Source organism: Brevibacillus borstelensis (genome assembly GCF_003710865.1).
In the GTDB taxonomy this organism is placed as follows: Bacteria; Bacillota; Bacilli; order Brevibacillales; family Brevibacillaceae; genus Brevibacillus; species Brevibacillus borstelensis.
The window spans coordinates 25,388-39,687 of the sequence record NZ_RHHO01000056.1 but is presented as its reverse complement, the minus strand read 5'-3'; the positions used below and the strand labels follow the sequence as shown (position 1 = coordinate 39,687).

The 14,300-nt window shown below is 53.5% G+C and carries 11 protein-coding genes; 3 read left to right on the top strand and 8 right to left on the bottom strand.

What is annotated here, in order from left to right; all coding sequences use genetic code 11:
• Nucleotides 1-235 precede the first annotated feature (235 nt).
• Both argH and EDM54_RS23520 read right to left on the bottom strand, forming a co-directional pair.
• Complete coding sequence (gene argH / locus EDM54_RS23525; protein ID WP_003388271.1) at nucleotides 236-1,681, bottom strand: argininosuccinate lyase; 1,446 nt, start codon at nucleotides 1,679-1,681, stop codon at nucleotides 236-238.
• Entirely contained in the window at nucleotides 1,678-2,937 is a 1,260-nt protein-coding gene (locus tag EDM54_RS23520; RefSeq protein WP_003388272.1) for an argininosuccinate synthase, read from the bottom strand. Before EDM54_RS23520 ends, argH begins: the two co-directional genes overlap by 4 nt.
• A gap of 650 nt (nucleotides 2,938-3,587) precedes the next feature.
• Between EDM54_RS23520 and EDM54_RS23515 the strand changes: the two genes are divergently transcribed.
• Both EDM54_RS23515 and EDM54_RS23510 read left to right on the top strand, forming a co-directional pair.
• Nucleotides 3,588-4,352, top strand: coding sequence for a MerR family transcriptional regulator (locus EDM54_RS23515; protein ID WP_122958884.1), 765 nt, complete (start codon nucleotides 3,588-3,590; stop codon nucleotides 4,350-4,352).
• A gap of 414 nt (nucleotides 4,353-4,766) precedes the next feature.
• Nucleotides 4,767-5,522 carry a VanW family protein gene (locus tag EDM54_RS23510; protein WP_122958883.1) on the top strand — a complete coding sequence of 252 codons (756 nt, stop codon included), beginning with the start codon at nucleotides 4,767-4,769 and terminating at the stop codon, nucleotides 5,520-5,522.
• Between the two features lie 14 nt (nucleotides 5,523-5,536).
• Here EDM54_RS23510 and EDM54_RS23505 read toward each other — a convergent pair whose 3' ends face one another.
• Complete coding sequence (locus EDM54_RS23505) at nucleotides 5,537-5,968, bottom strand: DUF4760 domain-containing protein (protein ID WP_003388275.1); 432 nt, start codon at nucleotides 5,966-5,968, stop codon at nucleotides 5,537-5,539.
• A gap of 141 nt (nucleotides 5,969-6,109) precedes the next feature.
• On the opposite strand from EDM54_RS23505, the gene EDM54_RS23500 reads away from it, so the two are divergent.
• Nucleotides 6,110-6,661: a histidine phosphatase family protein gene (locus EDM54_RS23500; protein ID WP_122958881.1), complete on the top strand. Its 552-nt coding sequence runs from the start codon at nucleotides 6,110-6,112 to the stop codon at nucleotides 6,659-6,661.
• Nucleotides 6,662-6,713: 52 nt separating this feature from the next.
• Here the strand turns inward: EDM54_RS23500 and EDM54_RS23495 are convergent, their stop codons facing one another.
• The 5 genes from EDM54_RS23495 to EDM54_RS23475 form a co-directional block, all read right to left on the bottom strand.
• Entirely contained in the window at nucleotides 6,714-8,042 is a 1,329-nt protein-coding gene (locus EDM54_RS23495; RefSeq protein WP_003388278.1) for an HD-GYP domain-containing protein, read from the bottom strand.
• The gene (locus tag EDM54_RS23490) at nucleotides 8,026-8,577 is read right to left on the bottom strand and encodes a DUF5317 domain-containing protein (RefSeq protein WP_003388280.1); all 552 of its coding nucleotides are present in this window, start codon (nucleotides 8,575-8,577) and stop codon (nucleotides 8,026-8,028) included. The genes EDM54_RS23495 and EDM54_RS23490 overlap by 17 nt, the downstream gene beginning before the upstream one ends.
• Nucleotides 8,578-9,006: 429 nt before the next feature.
• Nucleotides 9,007-9,978: an ornithine carbamoyltransferase gene (gene argF / locus EDM54_RS23485; RefSeq protein WP_003388282.1), complete on the bottom strand. Its 972-nt coding sequence runs from the start codon at nucleotides 9,976-9,978 to the stop codon at nucleotides 9,007-9,009.
• Nucleotides 9,923-13,159: a carbamoyl-phosphate synthase (glutamine-hydrolyzing) large subunit gene (gene carB / locus EDM54_RS23480; RefSeq protein WP_122958880.1), complete on the bottom strand. Its 3,237-nt coding sequence runs from the start codon at nucleotides 13,157-13,159 to the stop codon at nucleotides 9,923-9,925. The genes argF and carB overlap by 56 nt, the downstream gene beginning before the upstream one ends.
• Entirely contained in the window at nucleotides 13,152-14,258 is a 1,107-nt protein-coding gene (locus tag EDM54_RS23475; RefSeq protein ID WP_122958879.1) for a carbamoyl phosphate synthase small subunit, read from the bottom strand. The genes carB and EDM54_RS23475 overlap by 8 nt, the downstream gene beginning before the upstream one ends.
• Nucleotides 14,259-14,300: the final 42 nt, after the last annotated feature.

Here is a 14,300-nt window from a genome sequence, read left to right as displayed (position 1 = left end):
CTCCTCGCAGGTTCTTTTGCTCTATATTCACCGCTCAACCAAATTTGGTTCAAAAAAAATTTGTGTTTTTTTCAATTTGTATAACGCATCCTTCCCTGCTATTTTATAGGAAGCTGCAAGAGCAGGCCGTAGTCAGCTCGGACAATCCGGAAAAACTGTTGGAAGCCTTGACGGAAACGACAAAAAACCTCCAAGTGCCACTGTAATAGCGGACTTGGAGGTTGTTCATCCGGACTTACGCCGGCGACCCTACATCAATCAATGATTCGATCATAACCTTTTGGCTGTTTTTGTCGACCCAGGCGTGTGTGTCTTTGAGCAGCTCGCGGTATGCGGAGATTTGCGCTTCCACCTGGCCACGCGCTGTTCCCCCGAGAACATTGCGGGCATTGACGACAGTCTCCACTGCCAGTGCTTCATACACGTCGCTGTCAATGTCAGCGGAGAACATCCGAAACTCGTCGAGCGACAGGTCCAACAAGTATTTCTGCTGCTCGATGCAGTAGAGCACGGCGCGTCCCACCACTTCATGCGCCTGGCGGAACGGCATTTCCTTGCGAACCAAATAGTCGGCGAGGTCCGTGGCGTTGGAAAAGTCCTGCGTCACGGCCTGGCGCATCCGGTCCGTCTTGACCTGCATCGTCTGGATCATCGGCGTGAGCAGAGCCAGCGCACCATGCAAAGTCGCAACCGTATCGAACATGCCTTCCTTGTCTTCCTGCATGTCTTTGTTGTACGCGAGCGGCAGTCCTTTCAGCACGGTCAAAAGACCAAACAGGTTGCCGTACACCCGCCCCGTCTTTCCGCGGACCAGCTCCGCCACATCCGGGTTCTTTTTCTGCGGCATGATGCTGGAGCCGGTGCAGAATGCATCGTCCAGCTCCACAAAGGAAAATTCCTGGCTGCTCCAGATCACCAGCTCCTCACACAAGCGGGAGAGATGCGCCATCAAAAGGGAGGCGCTTGCCAGGAACTCCACGATGAAGTCGCGATCGCTCACGGCGTCCATGCTGTTCAGGTAAATGCCGTCAAACTGCAGCAGCTCGGCGACGAAAGCGCGGTCGATCGGGAATGTGGTGCCAGCCAGCGCACCCGCCCCGAGCGGCAGCACGTTTACCCGTTTCCAGCAGTCGCGCATCCGCTCGATGTCGCGCTGCAGCATGGACACATACGCCATCATATGGTAGCCGAAGAGGACCGGCTGGGCCCGCTGCAGATGTGTGTAGCCCGGCATCACCGTATCCAGGTGGCTGCTCGCCTGCTCCAACAGCGCCTCTTGCAGATACATGGAAAGCTGGATGATCTCCATCAGCTTTTCCCGCAAATACAAGTGCATATCGAGAGCTACCTGATCATTGCGGCTCCGTCCCGTGTGCAGCTTGCCGCCGACCGGACCGATCTCTTCGATCAGCATCTTTTCTATGTTCATATGCACATCTTCGTGGGCCACGAGAAATTGCACCTGGCCCCGTTCGATTTTTTCCTTTACCTTCTTCAGGCCGGCAATAATCTGCCTGACCTCATCCATCGGCAGGATGCCGCACTTGCCCAGCATCGCCACGTGAGCCAGGCTGCCGACGATATCTTGCCGCCACATCTGCTGGTCGAAAGAGATGGAAGCTGTATATTCTTCTACAAGCTGATTCGTCGGCTTCGTGAAGCGTCCTCCCCACAGTTTCATTGCACAATCGCATCCTTTTCGTCCAAAATCTTGATCGGCGTTTTCATATTTTCATGCAGCACGCCCTCATTTACTTGCGCGTACACTTTGGTCGGCAGGCCCCACAGCTTGATAAAGCCGATCGCCGCTTTGTGGTCGAATTGGTCACCCGCCGCATACGTAGCCAGCTCGTGACTGTAGAGGGTCGAATCCGATTTGCGGCCAACGACGATGGCATGCCCCTTGTGCAGCTTCACGCGCACCACGCCGGTAACGTATTTTTGCGTTTCTTCGATGAAGGCTTGCAGGGCATTGCGGATCGGCGAATACCAAAGTCCTTCGTAGATGACCTGCGCCACTTTTTGCTCGACGATTGGCTTGAACTGGGCCACCTCCCTCGGCTGGGTCAGGAACTCCAGCTCACGGTGCGCCAGGATCAATGTCGTCGCGGCAGGAGTCTCATACACTTCCCGGGACTTGATGCCGACCAGACGGTTTTCCACATGGTCGATGCGGCCGACGCCGTGGTTTCCGGCGATTTTGTTCAGCTTCAGAATCAGCTCGGAGAGTGGCAGCTCTTCGCCGTTCAGCGCAGTCGGCACTCCTTTGACAAAGGTGATCTCGATTTCCTCCGGCTGATCAGGCGCATCGGCGATGGATTTGGTCAGATCGTACGCGCCCTCCGGCGGTGCGGCCCAAGGATCTTCCAGAACGCCGCACTCGCAGCTTCTGCCCCACAGGTTTTGGTCGATGCTGTATGGATTGTCCAGATCGATCGGGATCGGGATGTTGTTCTTTTTCGCATATTCAATCTCTTCGTCACGCGTCCAGCCCCACTCGCGGACAGGCGCTACGATTTTGAGATTCGGATTCAGAGCCGTAAAGGAAACGTCAAAGCGAACCTGGTCGTTTCCTTTGCCTGTGCAGCCGTGCGCGACAGCGACAGCGCCTTCTTTTTCAGCAATCTCTACCAGAACGCGAGAGATCAGGTAGCGGGACAAAGCGGACACGAGCGGATATTTGCCTTCGTACATGGCGTTTGCCTGCAGCGCCGGAAGCACGTATTCCTGGGCAAAAGCTTCTTTCGCGTCGACGACGATCGACTTCAGTGCACCGACCTGCAGCGCTTTTTTCTGGACAAAATCAAGGTCCTTTCCTTCTCCTACGTCCAGCGCTACCGCAATGACGTCGTAATTGTATGTGTCTTGCAGCCATTTGATCGCTACAGATGTATCTAAACCGCCTGAATAGGCCAAAACAATTTTATCTTTTGCCATCGTTCTTTCTCTCCCCGTGTAGAAAAATTATTTATGAGTAATTATACATACTAACTTATAAAAATACAACGCCTTTTTTGTTTCCTCCTTCTTTTTTTCATGTTACAACTAGAGCAGCAGCCTCGATCCTAGGCAGAGGTTTCCCCGAAGCCTTCAAGCGATCGAGCACGGGCTGCCTGGACCTGCACAGCTTTGATTCCTTCGGTGAAGCGGAGTCTATCATCCGCGAATCCAAACGGTCAAAGCTGCTGCCACGGTCAGGCGAGGTCTTCACCAAATGAGAGGACTATAGATAAAGCAGACGCATGCCAACCTGTTGGAAATAATGAATATAAAGAAGAGGCAAAGAAGTGTACCCCGCCTTAGCCTACTCCGTTCATAACAGGCACATGATCCGCCAATTGCATAGATATGCTTTTTCCTTTCATGAAAATGCATACAGGCCGTTGGGGTTTGCCGATCCGAGAAGATACTCCGTGTTCGTCAGAGCCTGGTCCTTTCGCTTCTCTCCCTAGCCATATCAAGGCAAGCGGAGGTCGCCCTGACGTTTTTGAGAAGCAGACAAGCTTTTCCGGAAATTTTTTTTACAAATCCCGTTGACTTTGACGCATACGTAAAGGTGTACAGTGATGGTGTCAGGAGGTGAGCACATGGAATATACGGTGCAGAAGCTGGGCCAATTGGCGGGAGTCAGTACGAGAACGCTGCGGTATTATGACGAGATCGGGATTCTTAAGCCGGCGAGAATCAACTCGTCAGGGTACCGGATTTACGGTCAGGCGGAGGTCGATCGGTTGCAGCAAATTCTGTTTTACAGAGAATTGGGGATTACGCTGGACGTGATCAAGGAGATCGTGACCTCCCCGTCCTTCAGCCGGGCCCAGGCGCTAAAAGAACATCGTGAGCAGCTCCTCGACAGAAGAAAGCAGCTCGATCTGCTGATCAAAAATGTTGAAAAGACAATCGCTTCTATGGAAGGGAGAATGACCATGACCGATCAAGAGAAGTTCGAAGGGCTTAAACAAAAGCTGATTGACGATAACGAGAAAACGTACGGAGAAGAAATTCGCAAAAAGTACGGAGACGACGTTGTAGACAAATCCAATCAAAAGCTGAAGAACATGACACAGGAGCAGCTTGCGGAAGTAAAGCGCCTGGAGAGTGAAGTTGCCACCACATTGGCTGAGGCGTTCAAAACCGGCGATCCGGGAAGCGCTCTCGCCCAAAAAGCGGCGGATTTGCATAAGCAGTGGCTGATGCACTCCTGGAGCGAGTACAGCAAAGAGGCACATGCAGGGCTTGCTCAAATGTATGTAGATGACGAGCGGTTCAAAGCGTACTACGATCAGAATCAGCCAGGCATGGCCGAATTTTTGAGAGACGCGATCCACATCTATACAGGCATGAAACAGTAGGTCTTGCCAAAAAGTGCCGCAGGCATAAAACAGTAAACCTGCTGAAAAGTGCCACAGGCATGAAACAATAGACTTAGCCGAATGCCGCGGTAGTGCGAAAGGCTGAAAAACGGGTTGTACCAAGGGGCAAGACCAGGTACAGCCCGTTTTTATCTGTTCATTTTTAAAATGTGAATCACTCGTGTATGATCATATCAGACGATTCTGAATTGACCGGCTTCCGATGTTTGAACGCATGCCTCTCCCGCCGCGCCCCGCTAAGCGGTGCCTGTTTGAAGCTGGCAATGGATTTACCTGCTCTCCTGCCTTCTCGCTTTGACTATCTCTTGAGTAAAGGATGTGACTTCCCTGACACTGTCTCGCCTTCATCCCTTGTTCTATCACCTGCGGGTCAGCCAAAAGAGAATTGGCCGAATGCTGTCTGACCGCGTTTCCGGGGTTCGCTTTGCCCGCCAGCAGCAAGCCCCCTCTTTTTCATTCACGTGCAAAAAGCATCAGTCCTTGCTTCGGAGAAAGCTGGGAAGCTCCGATCCACATCTGCAGGAAAACAAAATCATCAATTTGCGGATTGCGATTCCGTCCATTGACGGACTGCTGATCAGGCCCGGGGAAACCTTCTCCTTCTGGAACCGGGTAGGCAAGACGACAAAGGAAAAAGGCTACGTGGAAGGACTGCTTTTGTCACAAGGAGAGGTGCGAACAGGTGTTGGCGGCGGCCTGTGCCAGCTTGCCAACCTGCTCTTCTGGATGGCGCTTCACACGCCGCTCGAGATTGCGGAACGGCACCACCATCAGTTTGATCCTTTTCCGGACGATCAGCGCGTCCTGCCTTTTGGCAGCGGTGCCAGCGTTTTTTACAACTATGTCGATCTTCGCCTCTACAACCCGACAAAGCAAACCTTTCAATTGCGCGTCAATCTGACAGATAAGCATCTCAAGGGAGCGATTTACACAGATCGCGAGTGGCCGCTCTCCTATCATCTCGAAGAGCGGAATCACAAGTTTATGCGCCGGGGTGGAAAAAATTACAGACGCAATGAAATCTGGAGGCTCGTGATCGACAAAAAAACCGGAAAGCGGACCAGAGAAGAACTGGCGATCCGCAACTTTTCCGAGGTCAAATACACCCTGGAGGAGGTTCCGCCAACTGGTCCAGACTATTCCGGTTAATTGTTTCAACATCGTTATGCATGAATTTTGTATGGAACCTGCGGGACGTATTCCTCTCCCTTGTGCTCTCTGATCCATGCCAGCTCGGCTGCGGCCAGGCGCTCGAAATTTTCAGCTATGTGAATATCGCCCTCCGCTCTCCACCCTGCGATGATCGGGTACATCGGCACATAAAAACCGTTGATATACCACATGTCAAACAGCAGATCGGGGTGGACGAGACCATTTTTGTGGAGAACACCGATCATCTCGAAAAAGCCATACAGCGTGACAAAACGGGCAAATTCCTCGCTCCCGCGGGGATAGCGCCCGATGAACGTATCGTAGCTCCATTCTTTATTTGCGATCGTATGGGAGAACCACTTTTTCGCTTCTTGCATTCGCTCCGATTCGTACTGCTGGTACAGCTTCAAAATAATGTCGGCGTCCTGGTAGGTAGGAATCATCAACTTTCACACTCCTGTTTGGATTCGGGGAAAAGAATTTTCCATTCCCACTATTATCTAGAAAACACATGTTCTTGTCCAAGCTTTTTTACACTCGGCTTTGCGCTTTTGTCCACTTCACTCGCAACGGGAGGTTTCTCTATGAAACATTTTTACCTCGTCAGACACTGTAAAGCAGAGGGCCAGGACCCTGACGCGGCACTCACGCCTTTGGGCTGCCAGCAAGCTGCCGCGCTGGCTGCCTTTTTTACGGACATACCGGTTGAACGGATCATCGCAAGTCCTTATTTGCGTGCACAAGCTACTGCGGAGCCGCTTGCCCGGCATTTCGGACTGGAGATCGAGACTGACAGCCGGCTCGAAGAGAGAGTCCTTTCCGCATATTCGATGCCTGACTGGTACGAGCGCCTGCGAGACACGTTTTCTGATCTGACGCTGTGCTACGAAGGCGGTGAAAGCAGCCAGGAAGCCATGAATCGCGGGTTATCCTTGCTCCGTGATGCGCTTTCCGCTCCCTTCTCTCATACCGTACTGGTCACCCATGGCTGTCTGATGGCCCTCCTCCTGAAGCAGCTCGACGATACATACGGCTTTGCCGACTGGGAAGCCCTGACCAACCCGGACGTCTACCGGATTTCTTGCCAGGAAGGCGTGTGGACGATCAAACGAATCTGGAACGAGCTTGCCGGCTGACCGTTACCGGATGGCAACGCGGGAAAATAAAAACAGTTACAGCGAGGTGTTCTTACTGAAGCACCTCCTGTAACTGCGTTTGGTTATCTTGCTGGATTATTTTTTCAAGCTCTTCCCGGGACAACTGACTGACCACGCGAATGAATTGGTAGGCCAGTTCTGCATCAAACTGTGTCCCTGCCCCTTTCCTGATCTCCTGAAGTGCGTCTTCGACCGGGAGTCCTTTCCGGTAGGGACGATCCGCAACCATGGCGTCAAATGCGTCGGAGATGGCCAAAATACGGGCCATCAGCGGGATCTCGTCCCCCTTCAAGCCATCCGGGTAGCCCTTCCCGTCGATCCGTTCGTGGTGGGAGCGAATGGCGGGCAGCAGTTCGTGAAACATCCCTGCCTGCAAGATAATTTCATATCCAATCACCGTATGCTGCTTGATCTTGTCGTACTCTTCCGGTGTTAATTTTCCTTTTTTATTGAGAATGTGATCCTCGATACCGATTTTTCCGATGTCATGCAAGATGCCGCCAAAATAGACTTCATCCACTTTATCCGGTGGCATCCCGATAGCACGCGCAATTTCCCGTCCCCAGTGGGCCACACGCTGCGAATGGCCGCTCGTGTAGTGGTCACGGGCATCGATCGAAGCTGCCATTGTCGTCAGAAAGCTGTGGTTAAAGGTTTGGATTTCGTCCATTTTTTGTTGGAGCTTGTTAATGTTGCGAAAATATTGGCGGAATACAATATTCAAGGAGATAAACGCAGCCAGCAACGGAATGAGCGAAAGCCATCCGTATTGTGCTACCAGCCTGGCTCCAATACCGCCGATAATCATGAGCATAATGTACGTGTTTGACCCACCTTTGACCATGCTCGCAAAGGTGTCCAGCCACTTTACATGAAAGAAATAGGAGATTCCCGAAGCCACCAGTGACGTGTTGACAAACCAATAAACAAGAATCAGCAACAGGTCCGAAAACATCCACGGGATACCGGCCGAGTCGGCGGCATGATGTAAAAATCCTACCAGCCAGAGAGTCAGCAGGATTTGCCCGCAGTTAAACATGGCCTTCTTCAAGGAAGAACGGCTCAGTACGGTCACAATCAATAATTCAACGACTGCGGCCCAGACCGCAACCCATGTGCCATACAAGAGAATTCCCGAAAAAAACAATGCATTATTGACAGTCAGTCTCGCGTTAAATGTGCTAATAGGGGCAAAAGCCCCTACGATGGTCAAAAGCGTAAAGATGAACAAGACGCTCCAGTGATTGCGTGGCTCCCAATCCGGCAGCACCGAAACAAATACGGCGATCGCTGCAAGAGGGAGAAAAAACTGAATAAACAGATGTTTGAAAAAACGGGTGAGGTCAATATTTTTCTGCATAATTTTTACCTTCGCGCAATCGTATTAAAGAGATAGGCTTGTTTGTAATGCGCTGAACAAGAAGGAACGTCCCCAACATAATAAACAGGTCGCCAATACTGATCAGCCTCGGAATAGGGAACGGCATATGCATAATATCTGCAAGGAAAGGGAACACCGTTTGATCCGTCAAAAGCGAGTGCTTGAAATCCGTGCCATTCAACAAAGGCTCTATCGGGTAAGGAAGCTGTTTTGCCTGCTCGATATCGACAGGCATGCGCCCTCCATTCAGCCAGATGACCAGCGCGTTCAAAAACCACCCGATCATAAAAATCCTGATGTCTTCATGCTCCCTGTTGAAGTAAAAAAAGAGCAGCAGTGCCAGATAGGCAACGGATACAAATATTCCACCAATCGACGGGAAAAAGCCTGATGTAATCTGGAGCAAAATACAAATCACCAGAAAGGCCAATCCGTTAAAGGTAGGAATGCTCTTCACCCGTCCGCCCCTGAGGAAAGCGATTAAAAACGAGAAGGCTATCACGTCAAGCAGCATGTTTCGTTACCTCCGAAAAAGCAATGAAAAACACCACTTTGAACAAGCGGTGTTTCTCTAGTTTTCCTACCTTTAGCCAACGTACCAGTTAGCAGAAGTTGCAGCAACGATACCTGCTACCAACAGAAGTGCTCCAAACCATTTTTTCATGCCATTCCCCTCCTTAAATAAATAGTGGAGAAAGCTAGTTTCGCTACTTAGCTCTAACGTACAGGCCAAGCGACCAAATACAGCCTGTACAGCTTCCCTTTTCCCGAGGGAAAAGGCGGATTCGCTACTGGCTCCATACAGACCAAGCGACCAGATACAGTCTGTACTTCTTCGCGCTTTCATGCCTATATTTTACACATAAGTGACAAAATTCGGCAATAATAGATTCATAGTCTATAAGCTTCAATTATAAATAGGAATTTGTACCTAGAACTATATTCACACAACAGCAGCCAACACTGCTTTCTGCGCATGCAGCCTGTTTTCCGCCTGATCAAAGACGACGGAGTTTGCACCGTCGATCACGCCGGCAGATACTTCTTCCCCTCTGTGAGCAGGCAGGCAGTGCAGAAAGAGGTATTCCGGGCTGGCGTGGCTGACCAGCTTTTCGTTCACCTGATAAGCAGCGAACGCTTGCAGCCGCTGCTCGTTTTCCGCCTCGAAGCCCATGCTGGTCCAGACATCGGTGTACACGGCATCAGCGTCTTTGACTGCCTCGACGGGATCGTGGGTCACGAGCAGCTTTCCACCGTTTGCCTGCGCATATCCTTTTGCCTGCTCGACGATGGCCGCATTCATTTCATATCCCGGCGGCGTGGCGACGCGAACGTCCATACCCAGCAGCACAGCCGCCAGCACGAGCGAATTGGCCACGTTGTTTCCGTCTCCTACGTAGGCCAGCTTGATCCCCTTCAGCTTGCCCTTGTGCTCCCAGATCGTGAGCATGTCGGCCAATGCCTGACACGGGTGGAAGTCATCCGTGAGTCCGTTGATGATCGGGATCGAGGCGTGCTCCGCCAATTCCTCCACACCGGCATGGGAAAACGTCCGAATCATGATCGCGTCAACATAGCGCGACATGACTTTCGCCGTATCGCTGATCGGCTCCCCCCGTCCGAGCTGCAGTTCTTTGCCGCTCAAAAACATCGCCATGCCGCCGAGCTGGTACATGCCGACTTCAAAGGAAACGCGGGTGCGGGTGGATGACTTGTCAAAAATCATTCCCAGCGTTTTCCCTTGCAGGGGCTGGTACGGCTGACCGTTCTTCTGCAGCTTTTTGATGTGAGCCGCCAGCTCCAAAAGCTGCATCAGCTCTTCTCCACTGAATTCATCGACCCGCAAAAGGTCTTTCCCCTTAAATTTGGCCCACTGTGCGTTTGGAAAGCGATCCAATATCTTCACAGGCTGCATGCCCGTCACCTCTTTTCTCCGAAATGGCTTGCACATACAAAGCGAATGTCTCACTGGAAGTAAACAACGGTAATCCTTGTTGGACGGCCCGGCTGCGGAGGGCAAAACCGCTGCGCCCGCGACTGTTTCCTTTGGTCGCCGTAATCAGGGCAAAGGCCACACCCTCGGTCTGAACCAGCTCCACAAGCTCCTGCTCATCCCCGATCACGTGAGCGACGCTCAAGCCGTTTTCCTTGAGCCATGCGGCCGTTCCTGGCGTTCCTGCCAATACGCCGCCTTGCTCCTGCAATCGCTTCAGCGCAGGCAGCACCTCTGCCGTTTTGTCTCCGTCCGCCAAAGATACCAGGCAAATCTGTCCTGCTTGCCAGCTTGAAAAAATGCTGTCTTTATAAGCAAACGCCTTTCCTGCCGCTTCAGCGAAACTATGGCCCAGACCGAGCACCTCTCCCGTCGACTTCATTTCCGGGCCGAGCGCAGGGTCCACACCGGTCAGCTTTACGGTCGAGAAAACAGGCGCTTTCACTACGGCAAACGGAATGTCAGGCAAAAGACCTGCTTTGTACCCCATCTCCGCCAGCTTCTCTCCCAACTGGGCGCGGACGGCCAGCTCGACCATCGGAACGCCCGTCACCTTGCTCGTAATCGGCACGGTACGGGAAGCGCGAGGGTTTACCTCCAGCACGTATACCGTATCGCCGCTGATGACAAATTGAATGTTGATCAGGCCTACCGCTCCCATCTCGCGGGCAATGGCTTCGGTGTAGCGTGCGATCGTGGCTTTGACTTCGTCAGTCAGGTACGGTGCCGGGAAAAGGGCAACGCTGTCGCCTGAGTGAATCCCGGCCTTCTCCACGTGCTGGTAGACGCCCGGGATCAATACCGATTGGCCGTCACAGACGGCATCTACTTCCGCTTCCATGCCCGGTACGTATTTGTCGACGAGAAGCGGGAAAAAGTCCTGGCTGTTTGGCTGGCTCAACCATCCCTCAATCGTGGCGGACAGCTCATCGATGTCATGTGCCACGACCATGCCCTGCCCGCCGATGACGTAGGAAGGACGCAGCAGGACCGGGTACCCTACGGTAGACGCTGCTGCAGCCGCTTCCTCCAGCGTGGATACACCCTGCCCCGGGATATGCGGAATATCCAGCCCTCTGAGCATGGCGTAAAAGAGCTCGCGATCCTCTGCCCGCTCAATCGCTTCGAGCTTCGTTCCCATCACAGTCAAACCTGCTGCTTCCAGCTTGGCGGCCAGATTGATCGCCGTTTGTCCGCCGAACTGCACCATGACTCCGTCCACCTGCTCCCGCTCCGCTACGTGCAGCACGTCTTCCGCGTGAAGCGGCTCGAAGTAGAGATGGTTCGCTGTCTCGTAATCGGTGCTCACCGTCTCCGGGTTGTTGTTGACGACGATGGCCGCGATCCCCTTTGCCTGCAGTGCTTTTGCGGCGTGTACCGAGCAGTAGTCAAATTCAATCCCCTGTCCGATCCGGATCGGCCCTGAGCCGAGCACCAGCACTTTTTTGCCGGTCAGCTCCTCGACCTCATCGGCACCCTGCCAATCAGAATAGTAGTACGGCGTTTGCGCATCGAACTCTGCGGCGCAGGTATCGACGATTTTATACGTCGGCTTGATGTTGTACTGCACTCTGAGCTGCTTTACTTCCGCTGCCGTGCAGCCGATCAGCCCGGCGATCGTCTCGTCGGCAAATCCGCGTCGCTTCGCTTCCGTCAGCAGTTCGGGGGTCAGCGTTTCGCATGCAGCCAGCTCTTTTTCCAACGACACGATCTTTGCGAGGCTTCGCAGGAAAAACGGATCAATCCCTGTCAATCCATGCAGCTCGCTTTCCGTAAAGCCTTTTCGGATCGCTTCGGCTAGTGCAAACAGCCGCACATCGGTCGCTTCCTGAACGAGCTGGACCAATGTCTCCCGATCACACGCTGCCAGATCGGGACGGCTCAGATGCGTGCAGCCCTGCTCCAGGGAGCGCACAGCCTTGAGCAGTCCCGCTTCCAGATTGCGGGCGATCGACATCACTTCACCGGTCGCTTTCATCTGGGTCCCCAGCTGCCGGTCCGCCAGCGGAAATTTGTCAAACGGCCAGCGCGGGATTTTCACTACAATATAGTCCAGCGTCGGCTCAAAGCTGGCATACGTATAGCCGGTAATCGGATTCAACACTTCGTCGAGATTGTAGCCAAGCGCCAGTTTGGCCGCGATCCGGGCGATCGGATAGCCGGTCGCTTTGGATGCGAGCGCACTGGAGCGGCTCACTCTCGGGTTGACCTCGATCAGGTAGTAGCTGTCCGAGTTCGGGTCGAGGGCGAACTGGATATTGCAGCCGCCTACCACGCCCAGCGAGCGGATCACCTTGGTGGATACACTGCGGAGCATCTGGTACTGCCTGTCGGTCAGCGTCTGGGAAGGCGCGACAACGATGCTGTCTCCCGTGTGGATACCCACCGGGTCCAGATTTTCCATGTTGCAGACGATGATGCACGTATCGCTCGCATCCCGCATCACTTCGTATTCGATTTCTTTCCAGCCTTTGACGCTGCGTTCGATCAGCACCTGACCGATCGGGCTTGCGGCGATTCCGTTTGCCGCTACTGTCCGGAGGGATTGCTCGCTGTCCGCGATGCCGCCGCCCGCTCCACCCAGCGTATAGGCAGGACGGACGATAACGGGATAGCCGATGGAGTCGGCAAAGGCGACCGCAGCCTCGACAGATTCGACAGTGGCGCTCTCCGGCACAGGCTCGCCGATTTTTTGCATCAGCTTCTTGAACAGCTCGCGGTCTTCACCATTTTGGATCGCTTCCAAAGGAGTTCCCAGCAGCTCTACATCGTACTTTTCCAATACGCCCGCTTCCGCCAGGGACACGGCTAGGTTCAATCCCGTCTGACCGCCCAGCGTTGGCAAAAGGCCGTCCGGACGCTCCTTGGCGATAATTGCTGTCACGGACTCTACCGTCAGCGGCTCCAAATAGACTTTGTCGGCAACTTGTTCATCTGTCATGATCGTGGCCGGGTTGTTGTTCACAAGCACGACCTTGACCCCCGCTTCCTTCAGGGAAAGGCAGGCCTGTGCTCCGGCATAATCAAACTCCGCCGCCTGACCGATCACGATCGGTCCCGACCCGATGACTAACACTTTTTGAATGTGCGGCAATTTAGGCATATCTCTTCGCTCCCACTACACGCATCGACTGCAAGAATTGTTGAAAAATATGTGAGGTGTCGCTTGGCCCCGGATGGGCTTCCGGATGGAACTGGACGCTCATGACCGGCAGCAATTGATGGCGAATGCCCTCTACCGATCCGTCGTTTACATTGCGGTAGGTAACCGTGAGCAGCCGTTTGTCCAGCGACTCTTCCTTTACGACATAGCCGTGATTTTGCGAGGTCATGTATACTTTGCCGGTCGCAAGCTCCTTGACCGGATGGTTTCCTCCGCGGTGGCCGTATTTCAGTTTCTCCGTCTTTCCTCCGAACGCCAGCGCGAGAACCTGATGACCAAGGCAGATACCGAGCGTCGGATACTGCTCAGCCGCTTTTCTCCATTCACTGCAATAGGCATGCAGATCTTCCGGATCGCCGGGTCCATTGGAAAAGAGCAGTCCGTCCGGCTGCAGCGCTTGAATCTGGGCGTACGGCGTGTCGAACGGCACCGCCGTCACCCGGCAGCCAAGCTCCAGCAGCGCGTCCAGAATCGATTGCTTCATCCCCAAATCGACCAGCACCACATGCTCCTGCGAGCCCGGGTAGCGTTTTATCTCTTGGCAGGATACTTCTGCGACCAGCGACTTTTTGATGTGTTTGGTCTTGAGTGCGGCTACTTCTTCCGCTGCCAGGGGTTGATCGGAAATGGCTCCCCACAGCGGCCCGTCCTGGCGCACTCGCTTCGTAATCGTCCGCGTATCGATACCCGCCAGGATCGGAAAGCCGAAATCCTCTGCCGTTTCCGCCAGTGTGCGAACCGATTGATAGTGGCTGGGCTCCATGCACAGCTCACTGACGACCATCCCGGCCAAAGCGGGCTTGGCTGCCTCGTAATCGTTGTCGTTGACTCCGTAATTGCCGATCAGCGGATACGTAAACGTGACGATCTGACCGGCGAAGGACGGGTCGCTCATCACTTCCTGATACCCTGTCATTCCTGTATGAAAAACCACTTCCCCGATTCCTTCCAGCGGCGCTCCATACAGCGTTCCGGCGAATACTTCACCTGTCTCCAGCGTCAAATAACCTGGTCCCAATCCCTGTTTCTCTTTATCCATCTATGAAAGCCACTCCTCTCCAAAGGGCACTCACTTGCGAAA